This is a genomic window from Martelella sp. K41-7 (genome assembly GCF_055808365.1).
Genome location: NZ_CM147867.1, coordinates 4,191,311 through 4,216,390 on the forward strand (window position 1 = coordinate 4,191,311; position 25,080 = coordinate 4,216,390).

Sequence of the window (25,080 nt, forward strand, 5' to 3'; positions counted from 1 at the left end):
GACTGAAGACATGACCAATGAAAAGGCGCTGGACGCGCTGAACCAGCGGGTCCGGCAGGATCTCGACTATCTCAATTTTCCCTCGGCCAACTGGGTGAAACCCGTGTCTCCGGTCGATGGCAAGCCGGTCAGCGATATCGTCATCGTCGGCGCTGGCATGTGCGGGCTTGCGGCCTGGCTGCAACTGAAGCGCCAGGGCATGCATAGCTCCCGCATCATCGACATGGCGCCAAAGGGCAAGGAAGGCCCGTGGCTGACCTATGCGCGGATGGAGACACTGCGCTCGCCGAAAAACCTGCTTGGCCCCGCGCTTGGTATTCCCTCGCTCACCTTTCAGGCATGGTACCGCGCCCAGTTCGGCACGCAAGCATGGGACGCACTTCACCGCATCCCTCGGCCGATGTGGCAGGAATACCTGATCTGGTATCGCAAGGTTGTCGGCGCGCCGGTTGAAAACGGCATGAAAGTCGAACGCGTGATCCCGCGCGAAGACGGGCTGTTGACGCTTGAAATGGTCGATGGCGAGACCATCATCACCCGAAAGCTGATCTGGGCCACGGGCCGTGACGGTCTCGGCAAGGGCACCGTACCTGGCTTTGTCTCCGATCTCCCGCGGTCAAGCTGGGCGCATTCGGCCGACGAAATCGATTTCGACAGATGGAAGGGCAAGCGCGTCGTCGTCATCGGCGTCGGTGCATCGGCTGTCGATAACGCTGCCGAAGCGCTGGAGCATGGCGCAGCCGAGGTTCGTCTTCTGGCGCGGCGCAAGCAGATGCCGACCATCAACAAGCTGATGGGAATTGGTTCCTATGGGGTGACGGCGGGCCTGCCGGATCTGTCGCCGGAATGGCGCTGGCGCATTATGGATTACGGTGACAAGCAGCAGACGCCGGCACCGCACGGCTCCACGCTGCGCGTCAGCCGCCATGACAATGCGTTCTTCCACTTCAATTGCGGTATCGCGAAAATCAAACAGGACGGCGCCGAAGTGGTGATCACCACGGTGACGGGCCGTGAATTCTGCTGTGATTTTCTGGTTCTGGGGACCGGCTTTACCATCGATCCGATGGTGCGCCCGGAATTTGAGCCGTTCAACAGCGAGATTGCTTGCTGGGAGGACCGCTACACCCCGCCGCCCGAAGAGCAGAACCCGGGGTTGGCGCGCTTTCCGTGGCTGAATGACGATTTCTCGTTTGCGCCGAAGACGCAAGGCACGTCAGCGTTCCTCGGTGATATCCACTGCTTCAACTACAGTTCGGCGATGAGCCTCGGCAAGGTGTCCGGTGACATCCCGGCGATCAGCGAGGGTGCCGTCTGGCTTGCCCGCGGTGTGGCCTCCAGCCTGTTCCGCAAGGACCTGGAGCAGCACTGGGAAGACCTGATTGCCTATGAAAAGCCGGAGCTCGACGGGTCCGAATGGGCCGACGCCGATGCCCACCAAGCCGAAAAGGCCTGAAAGAATAGAATGATGACAAAGAAAACCGTCTACTATTACCACGCCCTTTCTTCTCCATGGGCGTATCTCGGCTGGCCGCAGTTCAAGGCGCTGGTTGAAAAGCACGACCTTGATGTCGTCGTCCGCCCGACCCGGATCGTGACCGACAATGGCGGTGTACCGCTGCGCTCGCGGCCGGAGCCGCGTCAGGATTACCATGCTGTTGAGCTTGATCGCTGGCGCAAGCGTCTCAACATGCCGCTGGTTTTGAAGCCGGCGCATTACCCGACGAATAACGAGTTTTCTGCGCGTATGGTGATTGCCGCTGATCGCGAGGGACAGCCCGCGCTTGAACTTTCCCACGCCCTGCTGCACGCGCTGTGGAGCGAGGAACTGGACGTGACGCTGCCGGAAGTTCGCATCGACGTTGCCAACCGCATCGGTCTTGACGGCAAGGCGCTGCAGGCGATGGAGGAACAGCCGGAGATTGTTCAGGCCTGGCATGACAGCCATGCCGAAGCCGCCGCACGCGGTGTGTTCGGCACGCCGACCTGGATCTACAGGGACGTGCTCTACTGGGGGCAGGACCGGCTCGATTTTCTCGACGAAGCACTGTCTGCGGACTGAAGGGAGAAACCAATGGTCGATGTGATCGACAAGGCGCTTGGCGAAGATGCCGACATTATCGCGCTGCGCAACCGGCGCGAAACGCTGAAGGCCAAGACGCAGGCAAGCTATGAGGCCGCTCTGACGCCGAAGGATCCCGGCAATTTCAGCTATGCCATGCGTGCCGCCCTTGCCGCACGCATGTGCGCCCACTGGAAGGCCGGCGAGCTTGAAGCGCATTATCGCGATCTTCTGAAGAGCTACGGCGAAACCGCATTCGATGCCATTCCTGACCCGGCCTTCCGGGCGAGGGACTCCGATCCGAAGGTGGATGCGATCCTTAATCGTGTCGACACCGTCACGCTCTCGCCGAAGGAAGCGACGCGCGACGATGTGGAAAAGCTCTACGCCGTGGGGCTCGATGACCGGGACATCGTGACGCTGGCGAGCCTGACCGCCTTCGTCAATTACCAGATCCTGGTCGTTGCCGGGCTCAAGATGCTGAGGGACCACTGACATGTCCGAACCCGTTCACGAATTCACGCTGAAACCACTCGACTGGCACCCCTATGTGACGCCGGTTGATCTTGAGACGGCGACCGAGGCACAGCGCGACGCGCTGAAGATCACGCCGTCAAATACCAAGGTGTCGGACTATGTGCTGGTGCTGGCGCAGGAACCGGAGACGCTGAAGGAGCGCTCGCCGCTCTTCAACGATATCATGTATTCCAAGGAGGGGCTGTCGCGGGCCGGCCGGGAGATGGGCGCGCTTGCCGCCTCCTTCGTCAACAAATGCATCTATTGCGCCACCGTCCACGCCAATCGCCATATCCAGCTGGAAAAGCGCCCCGAGGTGATCTACGCGATCTACGAAAAGGGCCTTGAGGCGGATCTTCCCGAATACGATCAGGCGTTGTTCAATTTCGGCGTTGATCTGACAGCTCACCCGGACAATGTCGGGGTCTATCAGTTCTATCATTTGCGCGAGGCCGGCCTTGACGACCTGGAAATTCTCGACCTAATCCACGCCATCGCCATTTTCGGCTGGGCCAACCGGCTGATGCACACGCTCGGCGAGCCGCACATCAAGGAATAGGTTATTTTGGAAACCACCGCCAGCCGCGTTCCGCGCCCCTTTTCGGTGACGCACCGGCAGGTGCTCACCATCGCCTTGCCGATGATGATCGCGCATTTTTCCACCCCGCTGGTGAGCCTTGCGGCCACCGGCGTGGTCGGTCAGTTGCGCGATGAGGTGCTGATTGGCGGTGTGGCGCTGGCGGCGGTGATTTTCGACGTGTTGTTCACCACCTTCAATTTCCTGCGCGGGGCCACGACCGGTTTTACGGCGCAGGCCGTCGGCGCTGATGATCGCCGCGCCGAACAGCGCATGCTGCTTGGCGGTATCCTGATCGCGATCGGCGCAGGCCTTCTCATCCTGCTGCTCCATGTGCCGATTGGTCATCTTGGATTGTTGGTGCTCGGTGCCGACGGCGAAGTCGGAGAGGCGGCCTGGACCTACTATTCCTGGCGGGTATGGTCGGCGCCGTTTGCGCTCTTCAATTTCGTTGTCTTTGGTTGGGTTATTGGCCGGGGCGAGGCGGTAACAGCGCTTTCGCTGCAGGTCGCGCTCAATGCGCTCAACCTGTTTTTCAGTTTTTTATGGGTGCTGTGGCTGAACTACGGGCTGGCCGGTGCGGGCGCTGCAAGCCTTGTCGCCGAAGGGCTGACTGCCATTGCCGGTGTCGTGCTGGTTGTTCGCCGAACCGACCGGAGCAAATGGGAAGTTCCGGACCTTTCGACCGTAAAGCGGCTGTTTTCGGTTAATCGCGACATGATGATCCGCTCGTTTGCGCTTTTGATCGGGATCTCGTTCTTCACCCGGCAGAGTGGGGTTCTGGGCATCGATGTTCTGGCCGCAAACACGGTGCTGCTCCGCTACTATTTCTTCGGCGTCGCCTTTCTCGATGGCTTTGCCACCGCCGCCGAACAGCTGGCCGGCCGCGCCGTGGGCGCGTTCTATCGCCCGGCCTTCGACCGCGTGATCCGGCTGACCACGCTCTGGGGGGTGGCGATGGCAGTGTTCGTTTCGGGTGCCTTCTTCATCTCCGGGCCCTGGGTCGTCGCGCTGATCGCACCGATCGCCGAGACCCAGGAACTCGCCCATGTCTATCTGCCTTATGCGGCGATCATGCCGATCATTGGCGTGATTGCCTTCCAAATGGATGGGGTGTTCATCGGTGCCACCTGGTCACGCGAAATGCGCACGCTGATGCTGATTTCGCTGGCCTGCTACTTCGCCGCCTGGGCCGTGCTGCAGCCGCTTTTTGGCAATCACGGCCTGTGGATGGCGATGTTGCTGTTTCAGGGCGTGCGCTCTGTCGCCTTCCGGCTTATGCTGCCGAAGCTGGCTGACCGGACGTTTTCAGGGCGCTATCCGCTTTGAGGCTGGAACTCAGTCTTCCGGTTTTTCTTCAGGCTCGCGCGAATTGAAATAGTGACGATCCGCTGAGATGAAGAACACATAGGCCATATAGGCTGCGGCCGCGCCAAACAGCGCCGACCAGAACGGTGTGCCGATGAAAAGCTCGGCAATGGCCCAGCCGCCGCAAAGCGCGACGGCAAGGACCCTGACCCAGAGCGGCTTCAGCGATGGGTGTTTCAGATTGAGGCTTTCGCGCCAGTCGATCTTGCCTGCCATGTCTTCGCCTTTCGGGTTTACCGTTTCAAAAGGCATAGCGGGGAAGGGCGGTCGATTGCAAGACGGCTATCAAAGAAGCATGGCTGTCATCTCGGTTGCGCCATAGCCAAACTCGAAGGTCGCCGTGCCGGTGAAGGCGAGACGGGCATAATCGCCGGCTGTGAAATAGCTGATGGCGGTTGCCGAATGGGTGAGCGGGCTGCCCCCGGTGGCGATGCCGCGCAGGACCACGCAGTTTTCCGACCCGTTCTTTTCCAGCAATACGGTGTAGTTGCCTGCTGCTGAGGCCGTGACGGTGAGACTGAGGGCATAATAGCCGCTTGCGGGAAAGGTAAGTCTGTTGCCGCCGCCGGTGACGGCCGCGCCCAGCGCAAACCCGCCTTCACCGACATGAAGCGTGCCGAAGCCTCTGTTGGCGGGACCCGCGATCAGCACCGAACCGCTCGGTGCAGCGGCCCGGGCCAGCGGACGCGAGGGCATGGTGACGGCGCCTTCCGGGGTGATCCGCAGCGCTTCGTGCCAGCTTGCGCCATCGGCGCTGGTCTTGATGGCAAAACTGTCCGAGCCGGAAAGCCCCATCTCCGTGCGCCCGGACCAGCCCGTCTGGTAAAGCAATGAGGCTGTGTCGCCGGGCGAAGCCTTGTTGATCTTCAACTGATGCCCGCTGCCGGCATTGTTGAAGAGTGTCGCGTCGGCTGAAATCGCCAGCCTGTTGATGGCGTCGGCGGTTGCGTTGATGCCGAGCATGGAGGTTTCGAGGTTCGCCGGCAGGGGCGGTGAAACCCAGTCGCTTCCGTCGAAAATGCGCAGGCTGCCATCGGTTGCAAACCAGGCCGACCAGCCGGCAACCGGTGCTACAAACTGCCAGTGGCCGTCCTGAAAGATTGCGATGGTGCCTGCCTGGCCTGCCCATTCGCCGGTTGGTGCGGCGGAAACCAGATAGCAGATGCCATCGTCTGGGCTTGTAGGCGGCGCGTTGCCCTCACCGGCAATGGCGAGGTGGACAATCGCGTCGAGCCTCTGAAGCGCCTCGTTGTGGGTCACATGTTTCTGTGCCTGGGCGGGCAGAATGAAGGGGAGGCCAAGCGTGGCCGTCTGATCCGACATGATAAACTCCTGTTGCGGGCCTGTGGCCTGATGCTCACAAGCCTAACGCTGCCGGAGTGATCGGGAAAAATGGTGGGGGAAGCGCGAAGAGCGGCATGATGGCTGAAGAAAAGCGCGGGATATTCTTTGCGGAACAACCGGGTTGCCGCGCGCGGCGCGGACCTCCATGCTTTTCAAAGCAAAGGCCGCGTTTCAACGCATCAGGAATGACGAGAACGTTCGAAAATAGCTGTTTCCTGCAGTGCCGCCTTGGCAAGTGCTGCTGCTGACGGGCGCGCGGTGCAACCCCATGCCGCGTGTCAGGCGGCAGTGTGGATGCGTTCGGCTGCCGAGATCCGGTAGGCAATGGCTTCGCCAATATGCACCCGACCGACATTTGCCTTGCCGTCCAGATCGGCGATGGTACGGGCGACCTTCAGGATACGGTGATAGCCACGGGCGGAAAACTGCATCTTTTCCGCCGCTTCCCGGAGCAATGCCAGCCCCGCCGCGTCGGGCTCGGCAAGCTTCTCGATCAGGTTGGCCGAACAGCGCGCATTGACGGTTGCCGGGCTTTCACCCAGCGCGGCAAACCGATCGCGCTGGGCCTCGCGGGCAGAGGCGACCCGGCGTGCAACCGTGGCACTGGTCTCTCCGGTAGCCGAAGCGCCGATGAGGTCCATGGCGCTGACGGCGGGAACGTCGATGCGGATGTCGATCCGGTCCATCAGCGGGCCGGAAATCCGCGCCTGATAGTCGGCGGCGCAGCGCGGCCCTCTGGCGCAGGTATGGCCAGGTTCGCCCGCCATACCGCACCGGCATGGGTTCATCGCAGCCACCAGTTGGAATGCTGCCGGATAGGACACCCGGTGATTGACGCGCGCGATCACACACTCACCATTTTCCAGCGGCTGTCGCAGCGCATCGAGCACCTGCGGCGAGAACTCCGGCAATTCGTCCAGAAACAGAACGCCGTGATGGGCAAGCGAGGCCTCGCCCGGTCGTGCCTTTATCCCGCCCCCGACCAGTGACGCCATGCTGGCGGAATGATGCGGCGCGCGGAAAGGGCGCCTATCGGACAGGCGGCCGCCTGCAAGCTTTCCCGCTATCGAATGTACCATCGACATATCCAGCAATTCTTGCGGCAGGAGCGGCGGCAGTATGGAGGGCAGGCGGGCGGCAAGCATGGATTTTCCCGCACCGGGCGGCCCCGCCATCAGCAGGTTATGGCCGCCGGCGGCGGCCACTTCAAGCGCGCGCTTGGCGCTTTCCTGGCCCTTGATTTCGCAAAGATCCGGCAGGCCGTGAGCCGGTGTGCGAACCGCTGGCACCGGACGTGAGAGCACCTGAGTACCCTTGAAATGATTGGCAATCGCGATCAGGCTTTTGGGCGCCAGAACATCGATATCGGCCCCGGCCCAGGCGGCTTCCGGCCCGCAATCGGCCGGGCAGATCAGCCCCTTGTCCATGGCGTTTGCGGCCATTGCGGCGGGTAGCGCGCCGGCTACAGCGGCAATCGTGCCGTCGAGATTGAGTTCGCCGATGACGACATAGCCGGTGAGGGCATCCGCTGGCACTGCGCCCAGCGCTGCCATCAGAGCGAGCGCAATGGCGAGGTCGAAATGTGACCCTTCCTTCGGAAGGTCCGCGGGTGCGAGATTGACCGTCACCCGTTTGGGCGGCAGGGCAAGGCCGGTGGCATGGAGGGCTGCCTGCACCCGCTCGCGGCTTTCGGCAACCGCCTTGTCGGGCAGGCCGACAATCTGCATGCCGATCTTGCCGGGGGCCACCATGACCTGAACATCGACCGGGACCCCCTCGATACCCTGAAATGAAACCGTCTGTACTCTGGAAACCATGACAAGCTCCGCTCCGATCAGTGTCCCTAAAACAGCATTCTATCCAACCCCATGGTTGTAATGATTCCATATCGCACGCCGTATTGCAAGAACAAAAGAAGAACTTATTGTGCCAGCAGGCCGCAGCGTGTCCTTCGGGATGGACATGCGCATGTGCGGCGACGTAAACCGTCTGAAACGGGCTTGCGGCTCGATAAGGCGGAGAATGAAATGGGACTGACGACCGAAGAACAGATCCTGATCGAACAGCGGGTGACCAATGGCGCGAAATCGGCGGCGGCAGCCTATCTGCTCTGGTTTTTTGTCGGCTGGGCCGGCGCACACCGGTTTTATCTCGGAAGGCCTGGATCGGCGATCACCATGCTGCTGCTGAATGTCGTCGGCTGGCTGACCGCCGTGTTCTTCATCGGCTTTCTGTTTCTCGCCATTTTCGGCATCTGGTGGCTGGTCGACCTGTTTCTGATTTCAGGAATGATCGACGCCCAGAAAAACGCGCTGCGCAATTCACTCACGCAGCAGGCTCTGGTCGGGCAGTCGAAATAGCGTCTCAGCCGCACTTTTTCTCGATTGCATCCCACATCAGCGCCGAAATGTCGGCACCGCCGAATTTCTGCACTTCGCGGATGCCGGTGGGCGAGGTGACGTTGATCTCGGTCATGTAGTCACCGATGATATCGATGCCGACGAGGATGAAGCCGCGTTCCTTGAGCGATGGGCCGATGCGGGCGCAGATTTCTTCCTCGCGTGCCGTCAGTTCGGAAGGTTCCGCCCGCCCGCCAACATGCATGTTGGAGCGGCTGTCGGTCTCGGCCGGCACGCGGTTGATCGCGCCGGCAAACTCGCCGTCAATCAGGATGATGCGCTTGTCGCCCTTGCGCACCGCCGGCAGGTAAGCCTGGGCGATATAGGGCTCGCGGAACATCTGGGCGAACATTTCCAGCAGCGAGGTGAAGTTGCGGTCGTCGCGGGTGGAATGGAACACCCCTGCACCGCCATTGCCGTAAAGCGGCTTGAGAATGATATCGCCCATTTCCTCGCGGAAGCGGCGGATTTCATCTTCGTCCTTGGTGATCAGCGTCGGCGGCATCAGGTCGGCGAATTCGGTGACGAAGATCTTTTCCGGTGAATTACGCACCCAGGCCGGATCGTTGACCACCAGCGTCTTTGGATGAATGCGCTCCAGCAGGTGGGTGGCGGTGATATAGGCCATGTCGAAGGGCGGGTCCTGGCGCAGCAGCACCACATCCATGGTCGAAAGGTCGATCCGCTCCGGCGCGCCAAGCGTGTAGTGGTCGCCTTCCTTGTCGCGCAGCGTCATCGGTTCGACGGTCGCAAACACCTTGCCATCGCGCAGGCTCAGCCGCTCGGGCGTGTAGTGGAACAGGTTATAGCCGCGGTTCTGGGCTTCCAGACTCATCGCAAAGGTCGAATCGCCCGCTATCTTCACGGTGGAGATATGGTCCATCTGGACGGCGACGTTTTTGATTGCGGCCATGAAAAGCGTGTCCCGGTTGTTTAAGGCGACCCGATATTTAGTCATCGCATCGCCCCTTGGCAATCGCAGGCGTCGCTCAGGCGTTCGAAAGCCGCTTTCCGGTGGCGTGGTCGTAGAAATGCACCTTCTCCGGCAGCACCGCGAAGGTGAGTTCGTCGGCAAGCGGTATCTCGGGAGAAAGCGCTGCCGTCAGCCGTTCACCATCGGTCATGCAATGGGCAAGCCTCGTGGCGCCAAGCTCTTCGACGTAATCGAGCCGGGCCTTGATGCCTGTTCCCGTTGTTGGCTGCAGGTCTTCCGGGCGGATACCAACGGTGACCGGGCCATCGGCAGGCGGCGCGCTTGAAAATTGCATGCTGTTGTCGCCAATCATGAGCTGGCCACCGGTGAGCTTGCCCTCGACCAGGTTCATCGCCGGAGACCCGATGAAGTTGGCGACGAAGGTGGAGGCCGGCTTGTGATAGACATCGAGCGGCGTGCCGATCTGTTCGATCTTGCCGCCATTGAGCACCACAAGCCGGTCTGCGAGCGTCATCGCCTCAAGCTGGTCATGGGTCACGTAGATCGATGTGGTGCCGAGCCTTTTCTGCAGATGCTTGATCTCGCCGCGCATGGAAACGCGCAGCTTCGCATCGAGGTTTGAAAGTGGTTCGTCGAACAGGAAGGCTGCCGGCTTGCGCACAATCGCCCGGCCCATGGCCACACGCTGGCGCTGTCCGCCCGAAAGTGCGCGCGGCTTGCGTTCCAGGTAGGGTTCAAGCTCCAACATCCGGGCGGCTTCATTCACCCGCGCCGCGATCTCGGCCTTTGGCGTGCCCCGGTTTTTCAGGCCATAGGCAAGATTGTTGTAGACCGTCATGTGCGGGTAAAGCGCGTAGTTCTGGAACACCATGGCGATGTCGCGTTCGGCCGGGTCCTTTTTGTTGACCACCTTGCCGCCGATCTTCACCTCGCCCTCGGTGATGGTCTCAAGGCCCGCCACCATGCGCAGCAGGGTGGACTTGCCGCAGCCGGAGGGGCCGACCAGCACGATGAATTCGCCGTCCTCGATTTCGATATCGACGTTATCGACCGCAAGGGCGTCGCCGGTATAGCTCTTGGAAACGCTGGAAATTTCGATAGCAGCCATTGTTATTTTCCTATTTGTCGCTTTCCGTCAGGCCCTTGATGAACCAGCTCTGGAAGATCACCACGATCAGAACGGGCGGCAGCATGGCGAGCACCGCCAGCGCGAAGGCCTGATTATATTCGGGGATCTGGCTTCCGACCCACACGAGGAGGATCTGCTTGATGCCACGCACCAGCGTGTAGAAGCTTTCCTCATTGGTCATGATCATCGGCCACAGATACTGGTTCCAGCCATAGACGAACATGATGATGAAGATCGCCGCGATCATCGTTTTTGACAGCGGTACAAGAATGTCGATGAAGAATTTGAACGGGCCGGCACCATCAATGCGGGCGGCTTCCAAAAGTTCGTCAGGCACCGACTTGAAGAACTGGCGGAAGAAGAATGTGCCAGTGGCCGACGCCAGAAGCGGGACGATCAGCCCGGTATAGGTGTTGACCAGACCAAGTTTGGTCATCACGTCATAGGATGGCAGGATGCGCACTTCGAGCGGCAAAAGCAGGGTGGTGAAAATCATCCAGAAGAACAGCGTCGAAAACCGCGAGCGGAAATAGACCAGACCATAGGCTGCCAGCATCGAAAGCACGATCTTGCCGACGGCAAAGCCGATGCCGAGGATGAAGGAGTTCATCACCATCCGTGCGCCTGTCACGTCACCGGTAAAGCCACCCTTTTTGGTCAGGACTTCCTTGTAGGTGTCGACAAAATCGTCGCCCCAGGCCACCTGCAGGCCCTTCATGTGGACATCTATTGCGTCGTGGGTCGACGTCATGAAAGCCACAAAGATCGGACCGACCATGATGAAAACGCCGAAGAGCAGGATGAGATGGTCGGAAAAGGTTGTCTTGTGCATTGTGCCCCTCCTCAGTTGTAGTGCACACGCCGCTCGATGAAGCGGAACTGGAAGAAGGTGAGAACCAGCACGATCAGCATCAGGATCACCGATTGCGCAGCCGAGCCGCCGATGTCATTGCCGCGGAAGCCGTCCATATAGACCTTGTAGACCAGCGTGATCGGGTTGTTGGCGGCCTTGTCCTTCACGATCACATCGATGATGCCGAAGGTATCAAACAGCGAATAGGTCATGTTGATGATCAGGAGAAAGAAGGCCGTTGGCGCCAGAAGCGGCAGCGTCACAGTCCAGAACCGGCCAAAGCGCGACCGGTTGTCGATCGCAGCTGCCTCGCGCACGGAAACCGGGATCGACTGCAAGCCTGAGAGAATGAAGATGAAATTATAGGGGATCTGTTTCCACACGGCGACGGTGATCATCGCAAAGGCGGTGTCGAAATAATTGATGCCCACCTTCATGTCCCAGCCGAACCAGGCCGCCATTTTGACGAACGGGCCGATATGCTGATCGAAGAACATCATGCCGATAAGCCCTGCCACCGGCGGTGCAATGGCATAGACCGAGATCAGCAGCGTCTTGTAGCTGCTCGAACCGCGAATGACATCATCGGCCTTGGCGGCCAGAAGCAGGCCAAGCGCAAGCGAGAAGAAGGTCACCAGGATCGTGAAGATCAGGGTGAACTTGGCGACATGGAGATAATAATCCGATGTCAGGGCATCGATGTAATTGTCGAAGCCGACGAAGGTGGCGCTGAAACCGAACGGGTCTTCGAGATAGAACGATGACTGGACCGCCTGCACCGACGGCCAGTAAAAAGATCACGATGATCGCCATCTGCGGCAACACGAAAAGATAGGGCAGCAGGGGCGATGAAAACTGAACGCGCTTCATGGCAACTTTCCGATATGGCAAAGTCCGGGGGCTTTATGCCCCCGGACCGAAGATGTCTGATCGATCGTTGAAGATCAGTTGGAAGCCGTTTTGGCGAAGCGACCGAGAAGGGCGTTACCTTCTTTCTGGATCGTGTTCATTGCATCTTCAACGGAGGTCTCGCCGGCGAAGATCTTGTTGTATTCACGTTCCATGACTTCGCGGATCTGCGGGTAAAAGCCCATGCGATAGCCCTTCGACCATTCGCCACCCGGCAGAGAAAGCTGCTTGATGCCAACTTCGGCAACCGGCTGCTTTTCATACCAGCCATCTTCCTTGGCCAGTTCGTAAGCGGCGGTGGTGACCGGAACATAACCCGTCGACTGGTGCCAGAAGTACTGGATTTCCGGCGAGGTCAGGAACTGGAAGAAGTCGGCGGTGCACTGGTTCTGGGCATCATCCTTGCCGGAGAGTGCGAAGAGGGCCGCGCCGCCGATGAAGGAGTTGGTACCGGCGCCTTCGATTGCTTCCCAGTAGGGAAGGAAAGTAGCCGAGAATGGCATCTGGGCTGACTTCTGCAGACCGCCGAAGGAGCCCGAAGAACCGACCCAAAGGGCAACCTTGTCTTCTTCGAACGGCTTCTGGTTATCGGACCAGCCGGCACCGTAGTAACCGAAGTAGCCGTTGTCGTACCAGTCTTTGAGTTTGTCATACATCATGACATGCTCAGGCGTGTTGACGAGAATTTCGGTGCCGTCGACGCTGTCATAACCATTATTGTTGGTGGCGAACTGAAGATTGTTGCGCGAGAAGAAGTTCTCGGTCATTTCCCAGGTCAGCTGCGACTGGACGAGCGGCGTGTAGCCGGCATCCTTGAGCGCGGGCGCGATTTGCTCGAACTCTTCCCACGTCTTCGGCGGCTCGACACCGGCCTTTTCGAAGGCTTCGGTGTTGATGTACATGATCGGTGCCGACGAATTGAACGGCATGCCGACGAACTTGCCGTCGCTGTCTGCGTAGAAATAGCGTACGCCTTCGATGAAGTCTTCGCGGTTGAAATCGTAACCGGCGTTGTTGATCAGGTCTTCTGCGGCGATCGCAGCGCCCTTGGCATTCATGATCGTTGCTGCGCCCGCGTCGAATACCTGCAGGATGTTCGGTTGTTCGCCAGAACGGAATGCGGCGATACCGGAAGCCAGTGCTTCTTCATAGGTGCCCTTGGAAACCGGCGTCAGGTTGCAGGTGTCCTGGCTTTCGTTGAAGCGCTTGGAAATCTCGTTGATGACGGCCTGGTTGTTGCCGCCCATGCCGTGCCACCAGGTGATGTCGGTGGCCGCGAATGCGGTCGAGGTCGAAAGGCCGACAGTCAGCGCGGCCAGAACAAATTTCTTCATAATGAAAGTCCCCGTTCAGAATATGAGAAATCATCGTGGAAGATGATGGAAGCGGGGTACCGCGCCAGCGTGACGTCTGAACGAAGGATTTGTTTCAAATTTATAAAACTGAACGCGACTGCCTTTTCAATTGCGCATTTTCAATGTTCGTATCGTCAGAACGCATCCGGAAAGTGCCGGGGCAGACGGAACGGCAGGCAGGCGAGAATATCATAGCGTTGCGAGATGAGGTGGGCCTCGGCCTGCCGTGCAAGCCAGACATCGGAGGCCGCGCGAATTCGACGCTGCGCTGTCGCGGTAACCGCGTCGATAGCGATCTGCTCGCTTTTGCGGGCCTTGACCTCCACGAACACTGCCAGCGCACTCTTGCGGGCGATGATGTCGATCTCGCCAGCATGGCATTTGAAGCGTGTGGCGAGGATCCGGTAACCTTGGAGGCGCAGGTATAAAACGGCAAGACTTTCGGCACGCCGTCCGCGGCGTTCAGCCTTGCGCCTTGTTTCGGTCTCACGCTCCATCGCCGTCCTTTATGGCAAGAAGTCGCTGGTAGAGGTCCTTGCGCGGTAGTCCGGTCTCTTTTGCGGCTTGTGCGGCCGCCTTGGCCGCCGGCATATCGGCGACGAGCAGCTTCAAAAGCGCGTCGACATCGTCCGCACCCGGTGCTTCCGGCGCGGGCGGCGGTCCGATGACGAGCACGATCTCGCCTTTCACCTCTGCCTCGCGGTAGGCCTCGGCGAGTTCGCCAAGCGTACCGCGCCGGAATTCCTCGTAGGTCTTGGTCAACTCTCGGCAGACGGCAGCCTGGCGGCTTTCGCCCAGAACCGAGCTCGCCGCCTCAAGTGTCGCCCCGATGCGGTGGGGTGATTCGAAGAAAATCAGCGTTGCGGGGATATGCGCCAGTTCCTGAAGGCGGTCGCGGCGCCCCTTGTCCTTGTGTGACAGAAAGCCGGCGAACAGGAAGGCGTCATTGGGAAGGCCCGCGCCGACAAGGGCTGCCAGCGGTGCCGAAGCGCCGGGAATCGGCACGACCTTGATATTCTCCGTGATCGCCGCCCTTGCAAGCCTGTAGCCGGGATCTGAGACCAGCGGTGTGCCGGCATCGGAGACGAGCGCGACGCTTTTGCTGTCCCTCAGCGCCGCCAGTAGATGTTCGCCGGCCTTTTCCGCATTGTGTTCGTGATAGGCGTAGGGGCGTTTGCGGATCGCGAAACGGTCGAGCAGCTTGCGGGTGACGCGGGTGTCTTCACAGGCGAGAATATCCGCGCCCGCAAGGGTTTCAAGCGCGCGCACCGTGATGTCGCCGAGATTGCCGATCGGGGTGGCGACCAGGTAGAGACCGGGCGAAAGCGGACGGGCCTCGATCGAGTGCCCCGCGATTTCAAATCGATTGCTGTCGCCTTCAACCATGCTTTTGATCCCGCGATTGCCTTTTCCTCTTTGAACATGGCCTTGATGCTGCGACAAGGGGCGGCATCCCCGTCGGCCTGGCATGAGACGAATATAGGTGAAGCCTTGATGCCGGGCCTTGCATTCGACGCTGAATTGCTGTCATTTTATCTCCCCGCCTGCGGCCTTTTCGGACGCTGGCACTGTTCGACTGCCGTCCGGCCTTTGACACGTGCGAAAGAGTGAAAGCGAAAGTCATGCGTATCACGCTCGAAAGATCCAATCTGCTGAAATCCCTGAACCATGTTCATCGCGTGGTCGAGCGCCGCAACACCATCCCGATTCTTTCCAATGTCCTGCTGAAGGCCGAGGGCGCCGACCTGGAGATGAAGGCGACCGACCTTGATCTGGAGATCACAGAGAAGGCTCCGGCCATGGTCGAGCAGGCGGGCGCGACCACCGTTCCGGCGCATCTTCTCTATGAGATCGTCCGCAAGCTTTCCGATGGATCGGAAGTTTCGCTTGCAACAGCCGCCGACGGCCAGACGATTTCCGTTGCCTCCGGCAAGTCGAAATTCTCGCTGCAGTGCCTGCCGCAGGAGGATTTTCCTGACCTGACGGCTGGCACGTTCAGCCATGCCTTCAAACTGAAGGCCGCCGATCTGAAAATGCTGATTGACCGCACGCAGTTCGCGATTTCGACGGAGGAGACCCGTTACTATCTGAACGGCATCTACTTCCACGCCATGGCTGAAGGATCCGACCTGAAGCTGCGCGCGGTTGCGACCGATGGTCACCGTTTGGCGCGCGCCGAAATCGATGCGCCGTCCGGCTGCGAAAACATGCCGGGTGTGATCATTCCGCGCAAGACAGTCGGCGAGTTGCAGAAGCTTCTCGATGATCCCGAAATCATTGTCGCCGTGGAAGTCTCGGATGCCAAGATGCGTTTCACTATCGGTTCGGTGGTTATCACCTCCAAGCTGATCGACGGCACCTTCCCGGACTACCAGCGCGTGATCCCGGCTAATAACGACCGCGAGATGCGGATCGAGTGCGGCGCCTTCGCCAAGGCGGTTGACCGTGTTTCGACCGTCTCGTCGGAGCGCGGGCGCGCCGTCAAGCTGTCGCTTGCCGAAGGGCAGTTGACACTGACGGTCAACAACCCCGATTCGGGCAGCGCCACCGACGAGATTGCCGTCGGTTATGACAGCGAGGCGATGGATATCGGCTTCAATGCGAAATATCTGCTCGATATTACCGCACAACTCACCGGGGACGAGGCGATCTTCCTGTTTGCCGATGCCGGATCGCCGACCCTGGTAAGGGACACCGACACCGAAAACGCGCTCTACGTGCTGATGCCGATGCGGGTCTAGGGCGGCCCTTGCCCTTTTCATCGGGCGGCTTTTGTGCGATTTGAACCGCGGAAAATGGCTGCAAAGAGAGAGGGCAGTGGCATGGGCGCACGTGAACGCTTGATCGTGGGACTGGACGTACCGACCGTGGACGAAGCTTCGCGCATGGTCGCGCGGCTCGGTGACAGCGTATCCTTCTACAAGATCGGTTATCAGCTGGCCTTTGCCGGCGGGCTTTCCTTTGCGCGCGAACTGGCTGCCGGCGGCAAGCAGATCTTTCTGGATATGAAACTGCTCGATATCGACAACACAGTTGCCAAGGGCGTCGAGAATATCGCCAAGATGGGCATGTCCATGCTGACGCTGCATGCGTATCCCAAGGCGATGCGCGCAGCGGTCGGGGCGGCTGAAGGGTCCGGGCTCTGCCTTCTCGGTGTGACTGTCCTGACCTCGATGGACGATGGTGACCTTGCCGAGGCCGGTTATCCGGGTGATGCTCAGGCGCTTGTGAAACGCCGGGCTGAACAGGCGGCGGCAGCCGGTATGGGCGGCATTGTCTGCTCGGCTGCGGAAGCAAGGCTGGTGCGCAATATCGTCGGTCCGGAAAAGGCGATCGTGACACCGGGCATCAGGCCGGCGGGTTCGTCTTCCGATGATCAGAAGCGGGTGATGACGCCGGCACTTGCGATTGCGGCCGGTGCCTCGCATATCGTTGTTGCCCGTCCGATCATCAAGGCGGAAGACCCGAAGGCTGCTGCTGATGCCATTGTCGCGGAAATCGAGAGCGTTATTTCGACGGACCAGCCTGCGTAGAGCATCAGGTGTTTAGTTTAAATCGCCTGACGCTCTATTTTTCCTTTGCCGCGTCGGGCGAAAAACCGGTTTCCACTTTTTCGCCCGACGCTCAAGTCGCGCTATGTGTCACTTTCGACACGCGAGGCGGGAATTTGGTCGCGGGCTGGTGATGCCGGGTAAACTGCGTCAGCTTGACCCTTCACCTTGCGCCCGGTTTGGGCTATTGCACTTTGTAAATTAATTCGGCTTTCGACGATCTCAGGAGCTAGGCATGACGCTATCGAACATTCCCCCGCTGGTCACGGTCTTCGGCGGATCGGGTTTTGTCGGGCGGTATGTAGTCCGCGCACTGGCCAAAAGGGGCTATCGCATTCGCGTTGCCGTACGCAGGCCTGATCTGGCGCTGTTCCTGCAGCCGCTGGGCAATGTCGGGCAGATCACCTTCTTCCAGTCCAACCTACGCTACCCCGACTCGGTGCGGAGCGCCGTCGAAGGCGCCGACCATGTCGTCAACTGCGTTGGCATTCTGTTTGAAAGCGGCAAGAACGGTTTCGATGCGGTTCAGACCGAAGGCGCGCGCCTGGTCGCCGAAGCCGCGCGCGATGCGGGCGCCAAACTCACCCATGTGTCGGCAATCGGCGCCTCCAGCGACAGTAAGTCGCATTATGCCCGCTCCAAGGCCGAGGCCGAGGCTTCCGTCCGGGAAATCGTGCCCGATGCCGTGATCGTGCGCCCCTCGATCGTGTTCGGGCCGGAGGACGATTTCTTCAACAAGTTCGGCAAGATGTCGCTGATCTCACCGGTGCTGCCCTTGATTGGCGGCGGTAAGACGAAGTTCCAGCCGGTCTATGTCGGCGATGTTGCTGAGGTTATCGCGCGCTCCGTCGACGGCAAGGTTGATGGCGGCAAGGTCTACGAGCTTGGCGGTCGCGATGTGCTGAGCTTTCGCGAATGTCTCGAAGAGGTGCTGAAGGTCACCGGTCGCAAGCGCGGCCTCGTGTCGTTGCCTTTTGGTCTTGCAGCGCTTTTCGGTAGTGTGGCCGGCGCGATCCCGCTGATTGCACCGCCGTTGACGGCCGACCAGGTCAAGCTTCTGAAAACCGACAATGTCGTCTCCGAGGAAGCTGAAGCTGACGGTCGCACACTTGCCGGGCTCGGCATCTCGTCCCGCACAGCTTGATGCAATTTTGCCGACCTATCTCGTTCAATACCGTCAGCACGGTCAGTTCGGGCGAGCTGCCTGACCGATAAATCCGGGTTTCATGCCGAGTTCGCGCATGCGCCATGCTCGTGTTTGCGTGAAAAAGCGCGGCCGAATGGAACCCGTCACATGCCTTACGTCTTTACCAATTATTGTAGGATCATCGGGATGATGACCTTGCCTGACCTACTGAAACAAGGTGTCTTTGAAAATGGGTAAGTCAATCGCTGTTCTGTTTGCGGGCGCGGCTTTGATGATTATGGCGGCTTCTATGGCCGCTCCGGGCAGCATTGCGGCGAGCAAGGCGGGATGTGCTCCCGCCTACGGCGTCGATCCTTGCGCTATGGCATCCATCAGGTAGGCAGGCCGCAACGCGTGGCAAATGCTTCAATACGATGTGAACGGTCGTCGTAGCGTTTAATCTTGACAACTGGCCTCTCCTTTCGCAAAAAGGAAGAAATATCGCTGACGAAGGTCAATGGTGAGAGCGCATGCTTGTTTGCAGTTGCAATTTCGTAACCGAAAAAGAGATCGAGGCGGTTGTAACCGAACTCCTCGATGAGGACTGCTGGCGCGTTATCGTGCCGGGCACGGTTTATAATCGAATGCAGAAGCGTGGCCGCTGTTGCGGCTGCTTTCCCAACGTCATCGACATCATCGTGCGTACCTCCGAGCAGTATCACATCAATCGCGACTCGACCGGGGCCGAGTTTTGTGATTTTTTGAGCCGCCTGAAAAAGTTCCAGGAAGAAAAAGGAGAACGGACGTTGAAAGGCGACAAAAAAGTAATCGAGCGGCTGAACGAAGCACTGTTTCTTGAGCTCGGTGCTGTAAACCAGTACTGGCTGCACTACCGTCTTCTGCAAGACTGGGGCCTGACCAAGCTGGCGTCCAAAGAGCGTGCCGAGTCCATCGAAGAGATGCAGCACGCCGACAAGCTCACCGACCGTATCATCTTCCTCGAGGGCCATCCCAACCTCCAGACGGTCGCGCCGCTGCGCATTGGTCAGACGGTCAAGGAAGTGCTCGAAGGTGACCTCGCCGGTGAATATGAAGCGCGCAATTCCTACAAGGAATCTCGCGACATCTGTCACGAAGCTGGTGATTACGTCAGCATGAAATTGTTCGAAGAGCTGATGATCGACGAAGAAGGCCATATCGACTTCCTCGAAACCCAGCTTGAGCTGCTGGAATCGCTCGGCGAGAAGAAATACGCCCAGCTGAATGCCGGCGCCTCCGATGAAGCCGAATAAAAGAGCACGCAACTGATTTGAGAAAGCCCGGGCCCTGGTGTCCGGGCTTTTTTCATTTCCACCGGGCCTCAGTTTTGGGCGAAGTGCCGGAATTCGCTAACCACCTGATCGTAGACAGCGCGTTTGAATTCCACGATCAGGCCGGGGAGTTCATCGATATCGGTCCATTGCCAGGCGTCGAATTCCTGCTCGTGGCCGTCCGGCGGCGGTTTGATGGCGATTTCGCTGTCATTACCCAGAAAACGAAATGCGAACCAGCGCTGGGTCTGGCCGCGATAGCGCCCGCGCAGACCGATACCAATCAGATGTTCGGGCAGGTCATAGTTGATCCAACCTTCTGACCGGCCGAGCATCTCCACCGTCTTCATGCCGGTTTCCTCGTAAAGCTCGCGTTTGGCTGCCGCAAGCGGCGTCTCGCCGGGGTCGATGCCGCCCTGCGGCATTTGCCAGAGTTGCGGCGAACCGTCGGATTCCGAGTTGCCTTCCGAAAGCCTTCGGCCAAGCCAGACCTGGCCTTCGCGGTTCAGGATCATCACGCCGACATTCGGACGGTAGGGAAGGTCGTGGGCTTTGGGGCGGGTGTCAGGCATTTTGGCTCCTGTGATCCGGTGTTCACAGGAAATGCTCTAGCACGTCTCGCCGCCTTGCCAAAGGTGGGAACTCAGGCCGAGCGCGCCATCAGTGCCGTCATCGCTGCGCGGAACCGAGATGTGATTGCCGCGCGCTTGACGTGATGTCCGCCCTCGACCTGTTTCTTGCCGTTCACCCACACACAATCGGGTTTCACCTGGCCGGCAAAGATGAAGCCATCAAGGGTCTGATCGTCGATAAGCCATGGTGCGGCGCTATTGTTGAGCGACAGGAAGCTCGCCGGCGCGCCCTCGAAAATCCCGGCCTTGATACCCATGGCCTGAGCGCCCCCTTGAAGCGCGCGCTCGAACAGCTTTCTGCCCGTTGTGCCGCCGGGTTCGGCAATCACGTTGCGGGCGCGGTCTCCCAGTCGCTGGGCATATTCGAGCTGGCGCAACTCGTCTGACAGCCCGATCAGCACGTTGGAATCGGAGCCGATGCCGAACCGCCCACCGTTTTTGAGAAAACGTTCGGCCGGAAAAATGCCGTCGCCGAGATTGGCTTCGGTGACCGGGCAAAGCCCTGCAACCGCGCCGGATTTTGCAAGATCTGCCGTTTCTGCCTCAGTCATGTGGGTTGCATGGATCAGGCACCAGCGGCTGTCGACGCCGGTGTTTTCCAGCAACCATTCGACCGGGCGCTTGTCGCTCCAGCTAAGGCAGTCATCGACTTCCTTCGTCTGCTCGGCGATGTGCATATGCACAGGCCCGTCTGTGAGGCTGGCCGCGAAGTCGAGTTCCTCGGGCGTAACCGCGCGCAGGGAGTGCGGGGCGACACCGAGAACCGCGCCATCTAGCTTTGAGACGATCTGTCGAGATACCTCCATCAACCGCGCAAAACTGTCGCGATCATGGATGAAACGGCGCTGACCGTCATTCGGTTCTGCGCCCCCAAAATTCGAATGGGCATAAAACACCGGCAGCAGCGTCAGGCCAATGCCTGTTTCGGAGGCGGCCGCGCCGATGCGCTCGGCCATCTCGCCGATGTTTCCGTAGTGGCGACCGTCCTTGTCATTATGGAGATAATGAAATTCGCCGACGCGGCAAAACCCGGCTTCGAGCATTTCCATATAGAGCTGGGCGGCAATCGCTTCCGCCTCGTGCGGCTCGATTGCGAAGGTGAAGCGGTACATCACCTCGCGCCAGCTCCAGAAGTTGTCGCTTGCCGGTCCCCGGCGTTCGGTTAGGCCTGCCATGGCACGCTGAAAGGCGTGAGAGTGGAGATTGGCAACAGCAGGCACGATGATGTTGTGACGCACGTCCCCGGCCTCGGGCGTGGCATCGAATGCAAGGCCTGAGATTCTGCCCTTGGAGATCGAAAGCCGTGCGTTTTTGCGCCAGCCCCTTGGTGTCAGCACGTTTTCTGCGAAGATTACGGATGTCATTCTGCCTGTCCCGCCTCGAATTTTACTGTTGCCGATTATCTTGTTATGTATATACATAATAATCAACCAAGACAATAAGGGGAAAGAGATGCGTTCAGCGCCGACCACGCTTTTCACCAATGCCCTGATCACGACCATGACCGGCAGCGACATCGGGCCCGTTTCCGGTGTTCTGGCCGTTCGTGACGGGCGGATCGCTTATGTGGGGCCGGGTGACGGGCTGCCTGACGAATATGCCGGGTTTGATACGGTCGACTGCGGTGGCAGATTGGTGACGCCTGCGCTGATCGATTGCCACACCCACATTGTTTACGGCGGGAGCCGTGCCAAGGAATTCGAAATGCGGCTCGACGGCGTGCCCTACGAGGAAATCGCCCGTGCCGGCGGCGGTATCGTTTCCACCGTTTCGGCCACCAACGCCCTTTCCGAAGATGAGCTGGTCGCCGCCGCGCTGTCGCGCCTCGAGGCGCTGATTGCCGAAGGTGTGGCCACGGTCGAAATCAAATCCGGCTATGGTCTGAATATAGAGGCCGAGCTGAAAATGTTGCGCGCAGCCAAGCGGCTTGCCGGCCTGCGTCCGGTGCGCATCAAGACCACCTATCTGGCCGCCCACGCAACGCCACCGGAATACAAGGGCCGCAATCGCGACTATATCGCGGATGTGGTTCTGCCCGGCCTTGAGGCGGCCCATGGCGAAGGTCTCGTCGATGCCGTCGATGCGTTTTGCGAAGGTATCGCGTTTTCGCCCGACGAGCTGAAGCCGGTGTTCGAAAAGGCAAAAGCCCTCGGCTTGCCGGTGAAGCTCCACGCCGAGCAGCTTTCCAATCTCCACGGCGCGGAAATGGCGGCCTCCTTTGGGGCGCTGTCCGCCGACCATCTCGAATATCTCGATGAGGCGGGCGCGAAAGCGATGGCGAAGGCTGGCTCAGTCGCGGTTCTTTTGCCCGGCGCGTTTTATACACTGAAGGAAACGCAACTTCCGCCAATGGCAGAGCTCCGGAAGGCAGGTGCGAAAATCGCGCTGGCAACCGATTGCAATCCCGGAACCTCGCCGCTGACGTCGCTGCTGCTGACCATGAATATGGGCGCAATACTGTTCGGCCTCACCGTTGCCGAATGCCTTGCGGGCGTTACCTGCCATGCGGCGGCGGCCCTCGGGCTTTCTGACGAAACCGGTACGCTTGAAACCGGTAAAGCCGCCGATATCGCCATATGGGATATCGAAGCGCCTGCCGAGCTTGTCTACCGCATCGGCTTCAATCCACTGAAGGCCCTCTACGCTGAGGGCCGGGAGGTTCGGCTGTGACCATCATTCTTGAACCCGGTTCCGTCACGCTTTCGGTGCTGGAAAAAATCTATCGTGGCAATATGGCGGTCAGGCTTGCCCCTGCCTGTGACGCGGGAATCCAAAAGGCTGCTGCCCGTATTGCCGAGATTGCCGCCGGAAATGCGCCGGTTTACGGCATCAATACCGGCTTCGGAAAGCTTGCCTCCATCAAGATAGATGCCGCCGATACGGCCAGGCTGCAACGCAATCTGATCCTGTCGCATTGTTGCGGGGTCGGTGCGCCGCTTGTCACGGATATCGTCCGCCTGATCATGGTGCTGAAGCTGATTTCGCTCGGACGCGGTGCTTCCGGCGTGCGGCTCGAACTCGTTCGTCTGATCGAGGGCATGATCGAAAAGGGTGTGACCCCGGTTATCCCGGAAAAGGGCTCTGTCGGCGCCTCCGGTGACCTTGCGCCACTGGCGCATATGGCCGCCGTGATGATGGGAGAGGGCGAGGCGTACTTTAACGGGGAACGGCTTTCCGGCGGGTCTGCCCTTGAAAAGGCAGGGCTTGCGCCGGTCACGCTTGCCGCCAAGGAAGGCCTCGCGCTCATCAATGGCACGCAGGTTTCCACAGCACTGGCGCTTGCCGGCCTGTTCCGTGCCTTGCGTTGTGCCGACACGGCGCTGATCACCGGTGCGCTGTCTACCGATGCGGCGATGGGCTCACCCGCGCCCTTCCACCCGGATATCCATACGCTGCGTGGCCATCAGGGCCAGATTGACGCGGCCGCAACGCTGCGGGGGCTGCTGGAAGGCTCCGAGATCCGTGTGTCCCATATCGAAGGCGACGAACGCGTTCAGGACCCGTATTGCATCCGCTGCCAGCCGCAGGTCGATGGCGCCTGTCTTGATCTTCTGCGTCAGGCTGGCCGCACGCTTGAGATCGAGGCCAATGCGGCGACTGATAATCCGCTGGTGCTTTCCGATGACAGCGTGGTTTCCGGCGGCAATTTCCATGCCGAGCCGGTCGCCTTTGCTGCTGACCAGATCGCCATCGCCGTCTCCGAGCTTGGCGCCATCGCCCAGCGCCGTATCGCACTTCTGGTGGACCCGGCGCTGTCTTTTGGTTTGCCAGCATTTCTGTCGAAGAAACCGGGACTGAATTCCGGGTTGATGATTGCCGAGGTCACATCTGCTGCGTTGATGAGCGAAAACAAGCAGATGACGCACCCGGCATCGGTCGATTCCACCCCGACATCCGCCAATCAGGAAGACCATGTGTCGATGGCCTGCCACGGTGCCCGGCGGCTGCTGGCGATGACGGAGAACCTTGCTGCGATCATCGGCATTGAGGCGCTCTGCAGCGTCCAGGGCGTGGAGCTGCGCGCGCCGCTCAAGACCAGTCCGCAACTGAACGACGTGATTACTGCCTTCCGTGCTCTTGTGCCTGCGCTTGAAGATGACCGCTATATGGCGGGTGATCTGGAAAAGGCCACGCACGCGGTTGAAGATGGCCTTCTGACCGGCGTGGTCGATCCGGCCCTGCTTCCGGGCCTTTGAAAACGACGGAGGAAATCATGGATCCCGTAACGGTCACGCATGGCACATCGCCTGTGGTTCTTGGCCTTCCCCACACCGGTACCTTTGTGCCCTCAGATATTAAGAAGCGGCTGAATGACAATGGCCGCAAACTTGCCGATACCGACTGGCATGTCGACCGGCTTTATGATGGTCTGCTCGAGGACGCGACGATGGTGAAGGCGAACTTTCACCGCTATGTCATCGATGCCAACCGCGACCCGGCAGGCGTCAGCCTCTATCCAGGCCAGAACACCACAAGCCTGGTGCCGGAGACCGATTTTGACGGCGCAGCGATCTGGAACGACGGCGAGGCCCCCAATGAGGCCGATATCGCCGCCCGTGTGGACGCTTTTCATCGTCCTTACCATGCCGCACTTTCCGCCGAGCTGGAGCGGGTGCGCAAGGAACACGGCATTGCCATTCTTTATGACTGCCATTCGATCCGCTCGCATATTCCGTTTCTGTTTGAAGGCAGGCTGCCCGATTTCAATATCGGCACCAATCTCGGTGTCACCTGCGCGCCGGAGTTCGAGGCCGCGGTGACAAGCGTCGTTTCGCTGGCACTGGGGTATGACCACGCCGTCAATGGCCGGTTCAAGGGCGGCTGGACCACGCGACATTATGGCAAGCCGGAAACCGGCATCCACGCCATCCAGATGGAACTGGCTCAGTCCACGCATCTGGCGAGCGAAGAACCGCCTTTTGCCTATGACGAAGAAAAGGCGGCACAAATTCGACGCCACCTGCAGGATATTCTGGAGCGGATTGAACGCCTGTCGTTCTCCGCACGCATGTAAA

Annotated in this window: 23 protein-coding genes and 2 pseudogenes; 13 read left to right on the forward strand and 12 right to left on the reverse strand. The window is 59.8% G+C overall.

Annotated elements, in window-relative coordinates; genetic code table 11:
• Nucleotides 1-10 precede the first annotated feature (10 nt).
• Genes AC0L7L_RS19885 through AC0L7L_RS19905 form a run of 5 tightly spaced genes read left to right on the forward strand, consistent with a single transcriptional unit; the run spans nucleotide 11 to nucleotide 4,484 of the window.
• Nucleotides 11-1,456 (forward strand): NAD(P)-binding domain-containing protein, encoded by a 1,446-nt coding sequence (locus tag AC0L7L_RS19885; protein WP_272213879.1) that lies wholly within the window; start codon nucleotides 11-13, stop codon nucleotides 1,454-1,456.
• Between the two features lie 12 nt (nucleotides 1,457-1,468).
• Nucleotides 1,469-2,062 (forward strand): 2-hydroxychromene-2-carboxylate isomerase, encoded by a 594-nt coding sequence (locus AC0L7L_RS19890; protein ID WP_272213880.1) that lies wholly within the window; start codon nucleotides 1,469-1,471, stop codon nucleotides 2,060-2,062.
• A gap of 12 nt (nucleotides 2,063-2,074) precedes the next feature.
• Nucleotides 2,075-2,557 carry a CMD domain-containing protein gene (locus AC0L7L_RS19895; protein WP_272213881.1) on the forward strand — a complete coding sequence of 161 codons (483 nt, stop codon included), beginning with the start codon at nucleotides 2,075-2,077 and terminating at the stop codon, nucleotides 2,555-2,557.
• 1 nt (nucleotide 2,558) lies between these two features.
• Complete coding sequence (locus AC0L7L_RS19900) at nucleotides 2,559-3,137, forward strand: peroxidase-related enzyme (RefSeq protein ID WP_272213882.1); 579 nt, start codon at nucleotides 2,559-2,561, stop codon at nucleotides 3,135-3,137.
• Nucleotides 3,138-3,143: 6 nt separating this feature from the next.
• A complete protein-coding gene (locus AC0L7L_RS19905; protein WP_473510958.1) occupies nucleotides 3,144-4,484 on the forward strand; it encodes an MATE family efflux transporter in 1,341 nt (446 codons plus the stop codon).
• Between the two features lie 9 nt (nucleotides 4,485-4,493).
• Here the strand turns inward: AC0L7L_RS19905 and AC0L7L_RS19910 are convergent, their stop codons facing one another.
• From AC0L7L_RS19910 to AC0L7L_RS19920, 3 genes are all read right to left on the reverse strand, one after another.
• On the reverse strand, nucleotides 4,494-4,739 hold the full coding sequence (locus AC0L7L_RS19910) for a hypothetical protein (RefSeq protein WP_272213885.1): 246 nt from the start codon (nucleotides 4,737-4,739) through the stop codon (nucleotides 4,494-4,496).
• 69 nt (nucleotides 4,740-4,808) lie between these two features.
• Nucleotides 4,809-5,846, reverse strand: a complete 1,038-nt coding sequence (locus tag AC0L7L_RS19915; protein ID WP_473510960.1) for a DUF2793 domain-containing protein — start codon at nucleotides 5,844-5,846, stop codon at nucleotides 4,809-4,811.
• Nucleotides 5,847-6,145: 299 nt separating this feature from the next.
• Entirely contained in the window at nucleotides 6,146-7,684 is a 1,539-nt protein-coding gene (locus AC0L7L_RS19920; protein WP_473510962.1) for a YifB family Mg chelatase-like AAA ATPase, read from the reverse strand.
• A 210-nt stretch (nucleotides 7,685-7,894) separates the two neighbouring features.
• On the opposite strand from AC0L7L_RS19920, the gene AC0L7L_RS19925 reads away from it, so the two are divergent.
• A complete protein-coding gene (locus AC0L7L_RS19925; RefSeq protein ID WP_473510965.1) occupies nucleotides 7,895-8,227 on the forward strand; it encodes a TM2 domain-containing protein in 333 nt (110 codons plus the stop codon).
• A 4-nt stretch (nucleotides 8,228-8,231) separates the two neighbouring features.
• Here AC0L7L_RS19925 and gshB read toward each other — a convergent pair whose 3' ends face one another.
• The 7 genes and pseudogenes from gshB to rsmI all read right to left on the reverse strand — a co-directional run bounded on the left by gshB (nucleotide 8,232) and on the right by rsmI (nucleotide 14,832).
• Complete coding sequence (gene gshB / locus AC0L7L_RS19930) at nucleotides 8,232-9,179, reverse strand: glutathione synthase (protein WP_272213889.1); 948 nt, start codon at nucleotides 9,177-9,179, stop codon at nucleotides 8,232-8,234.
• A 76-nt stretch (nucleotides 9,180-9,255) separates the two neighbouring features.
• Nucleotides 9,256-10,308, reverse strand: a complete 1,053-nt coding sequence (locus AC0L7L_RS19935) for a sn-glycerol-3-phosphate import ATP-binding protein UgpC (protein WP_272213890.1) — start codon at nucleotides 10,306-10,308, stop codon at nucleotides 9,256-9,258.
• A gap of 10 nt (nucleotides 10,309-10,318) precedes the next feature.
• On the reverse strand, nucleotides 10,319-11,161 hold the full coding sequence (locus AC0L7L_RS19940) for an ABC transporter permease subunit (protein WP_272213891.1): 843 nt from the start codon (nucleotides 11,159-11,161) through the stop codon (nucleotides 10,319-10,321).
• Nucleotides 11,162-11,172: 11 nt separating this feature from the next.
• Nucleotides 11,173-12,052 (reverse strand): annotated as a pseudogene (locus tag AC0L7L_RS19945) (ABC transporter permease subunit).
• A gap of 74 nt (nucleotides 12,053-12,126) precedes the next feature.
• A complete protein-coding gene (locus AC0L7L_RS19950; RefSeq protein WP_272213894.1) occupies nucleotides 12,127-13,425 on the reverse strand; it encodes an extracellular solute-binding protein in 1,299 nt (432 codons plus the stop codon).
• 155 nt (nucleotides 13,426-13,580) lie between these two features.
• The gene (locus AC0L7L_RS19955) at nucleotides 13,581-13,943 is read right to left on the reverse strand and encodes a YraN family protein (protein WP_272213895.1); all 363 of its coding nucleotides are present in this window, start codon (nucleotides 13,941-13,943) and stop codon (nucleotides 13,581-13,583) included.
• Complete coding sequence (gene rsmI / locus AC0L7L_RS19960; RefSeq protein ID WP_272213896.1) at nucleotides 13,933-14,832, reverse strand: 16S rRNA (cytidine(1402)-2'-O)-methyltransferase; 900 nt, start codon at nucleotides 14,830-14,832, stop codon at nucleotides 13,933-13,935. The genes AC0L7L_RS19955 and rsmI overlap by 11 nt, the downstream gene beginning before the upstream one ends.
• Before the next feature lie 236 nt (nucleotides 14,833-15,068).
• On the opposite strand from rsmI, the gene dnaN reads away from it, so the two are divergent.
• The 4 genes and pseudogenes from dnaN (at nucleotide 15,069) to bfr (ending at nucleotide 19,415) form a co-directional block, all read left to right on the forward strand.
• Nucleotides 15,069-16,187 carry a DNA polymerase III subunit beta gene (gene dnaN / locus AC0L7L_RS19965; RefSeq protein WP_272213898.1) on the forward strand — a complete coding sequence of 373 codons (1,119 nt, stop codon included), beginning with the start codon at nucleotides 15,069-15,071 and terminating at the stop codon, nucleotides 16,185-16,187.
• An 81-nt stretch (nucleotides 16,188-16,268) separates the two neighbouring features.
• Nucleotides 16,269-16,979 (forward strand): orotidine-5'-phosphate decarboxylase, encoded by a 711-nt coding sequence (gene pyrF, locus AC0L7L_RS19970; protein ID WP_473514018.1) that lies wholly within the window; start codon nucleotides 16,269-16,271, stop codon nucleotides 16,977-16,979.
• Nucleotides 16,980-17,232: 253 nt separating this feature from the next.
• Nucleotides 17,233-18,205, forward strand: a pseudogene (locus tag AC0L7L_RS19975) (complex I NDUFA9 subunit family protein).
• A 724-nt stretch (nucleotides 18,206-18,929) separates the two neighbouring features.
• On the forward strand, nucleotides 18,930-19,415 hold the full coding sequence (bfr, locus tag AC0L7L_RS19980; RefSeq protein WP_272214321.1) for a bacterioferritin: 486 nt from the start codon (nucleotides 18,930-18,932) through the stop codon (nucleotides 19,413-19,415).
• 68 nt (nucleotides 19,416-19,483) lie between these two features.
• Here the strand turns inward: bfr and AC0L7L_RS19985 are convergent, their stop codons facing one another.
• Together AC0L7L_RS19985 and AC0L7L_RS19990 are read right to left on the reverse strand one after the other, a co-directional pair.
• Complete coding sequence (locus AC0L7L_RS19985; protein WP_272213903.1) at nucleotides 19,484-20,005, reverse strand: RNA pyrophosphohydrolase; 522 nt, start codon at nucleotides 20,003-20,005, stop codon at nucleotides 19,484-19,486.
• Nucleotides 20,006-20,076: 71 nt separating this feature from the next.
• On the reverse strand, nucleotides 20,077-21,429 hold the full coding sequence (locus tag AC0L7L_RS19990; protein ID WP_473510970.1) for a formimidoylglutamate deiminase: 1,353 nt from the start codon (nucleotides 21,427-21,429) through the stop codon (nucleotides 20,077-20,079).
• A gap of 88 nt (nucleotides 21,430-21,517) precedes the next feature.
• Here AC0L7L_RS19990 and hutI point away from each other — a divergent pair, with 88 nt between their 5' ends.
• From hutI to hutG, 3 genes are read left to right on the forward strand one after another with little or no spacing between them, the layout of a single operon-like run.
• Nucleotides 21,518-22,735: an imidazolonepropionase gene (gene hutI / locus AC0L7L_RS19995; protein ID WP_272213905.1), complete on the forward strand. Its 1,218-nt coding sequence runs from the start codon at nucleotides 21,518-21,520 to the stop codon at nucleotides 22,733-22,735.
• The gene (gene hutH, locus AC0L7L_RS20000; protein ID WP_473510972.1) at nucleotides 22,732-24,261 is read left to right on the forward strand and encodes a histidine ammonia-lyase; all 1,530 of its coding nucleotides are present in this window, start codon (nucleotides 22,732-22,734) and stop codon (nucleotides 24,259-24,261) included. Before hutI ends, hutH begins: the two co-directional genes overlap by 4 nt.
• A gap of 17 nt (nucleotides 24,262-24,278) precedes the next feature.
• Nucleotides 24,279-25,079: an N-formylglutamate deformylase gene (hutG, locus tag AC0L7L_RS20005; protein ID WP_272213907.1), complete on the forward strand. Its 801-nt coding sequence runs from the start codon at nucleotides 24,279-24,281 to the stop codon at nucleotides 25,077-25,079.
• Nucleotide 25,080: the final 1 nt, after the last annotated feature.

Bases quoted from the DNA above. Each gene is read 5' to 3' on its own strand.
- rsmI (WP_272213896.1), bottom strand. From the start codon at position 14,832: ATGGTTGAAGGCGACAGCAATCGATTTGAAATCGCGGGGCACTCGATC.
- dnaN (WP_272213898.1), top strand. From the start codon at position 15,069: ATGCGTATCACGCTCGAAAGATCCAATCTGCTGAAATCCCTGAACCAT.
- AC0L7L_RS19985 (WP_272213903.1), bottom strand. From the start codon at position 20,005: ATGCCTGACACCCGCCCCAAAGCCCACGACCTTCCCTACCGTCCGAAT.
- AC0L7L_RS19900 (WP_272213882.1), top strand. From the start codon at position 2,559: ATGTCCGAACCCGTTCACGAATTCACGCTGAAACCACTCGACTGGCAC.
- pyrF (WP_473514018.1), top strand. From the start codon at position 16,269: ATGGGCGCACGTGAACGCTTGATCGTGGGACTGGACGTACCGACCGTG.
- hutG (WP_272213907.1), top strand. From the start codon at position 24,279: ATGGATCCCGTAACGGTCACGCATGGCACATCGCCTGTGGTTCTTGGC.
- AC0L7L_RS19955 (WP_272213895.1), bottom strand. From the start codon at position 13,943: ATGGAGCGTGAGACCGAAACAAGGCGCAAGGCTGAACGCCGCGGACGG.
- AC0L7L_RS19940 (WP_272213891.1), bottom strand. From the start codon at position 11,161: ATGCACAAGACAACCTTTTCCGACCATCTCATCCTGCTCTTCGGCGTT.
- AC0L7L_RS19935 (WP_272213890.1), bottom strand. From the start codon at position 10,308: ATGGCTGCTATCGAAATTTCCAGCGTTTCCAAGAGCTATACCGGCGAC.
- AC0L7L_RS19950 (WP_272213894.1), bottom strand. From the start codon at position 13,425: ATGAAGAAATTTGTTCTGGCCGCGCTGACTGTCGGCCTTTCGACCTCG.
- AC0L7L_RS19910 (WP_272213885.1), bottom strand. From the start codon at position 4,739: ATGGCAGGCAAGATCGACTGGCGCGAAAGCCTCAATCTGAAACACCCA.
- AC0L7L_RS19915 (WP_473510960.1), bottom strand. From the start codon at position 5,846: ATGTCGGATCAGACGGCCACGCTTGGCCTCCCCTTCATTCTGCCCGCC.
- AC0L7L_RS19890 (WP_272213880.1), top strand. From the start codon at position 1,469: ATGACAAAGAAAACCGTCTACTATTACCACGCCCTTTCTTCTCCATGG.
- AC0L7L_RS19885 (WP_272213879.1), top strand. From the start codon at position 11: ATGACCAATGAAAAGGCGCTGGACGCGCTGAACCAGCGGGTCCGGCAG.
- AC0L7L_RS19920 (WP_473510962.1), bottom strand. From the start codon at position 7,684: ATGGTTTCCAGAGTACAGACGGTTTCATTTCAGGGTATCGAGGGGGTC.
- hutI (WP_272213905.1), top strand. From the start codon at position 21,518: ATGCGTTCAGCGCCGACCACGCTTTTCACCAATGCCCTGATCACGACC.
- gshB (WP_272213889.1), bottom strand. From the start codon at position 9,179: ATGGCCGCAATCAAAAACGTCGCCGTCCAGATGGACCATATCTCCACC.
- AC0L7L_RS19895 (WP_272213881.1), top strand. From the start codon at position 2,075: ATGGTCGATGTGATCGACAAGGCGCTTGGCGAAGATGCCGACATTATC.
- AC0L7L_RS19925 (WP_473510965.1), top strand. From the start codon at position 7,895: ATGGGACTGACGACCGAAGAACAGATCCTGATCGAACAGCGGGTGACC.
- AC0L7L_RS19990 (WP_473510970.1), bottom strand. From the start codon at position 21,429: ATGACATCCGTAATCTTCGCAGAAAACGTGCTGACACCAAGGGGCTGG.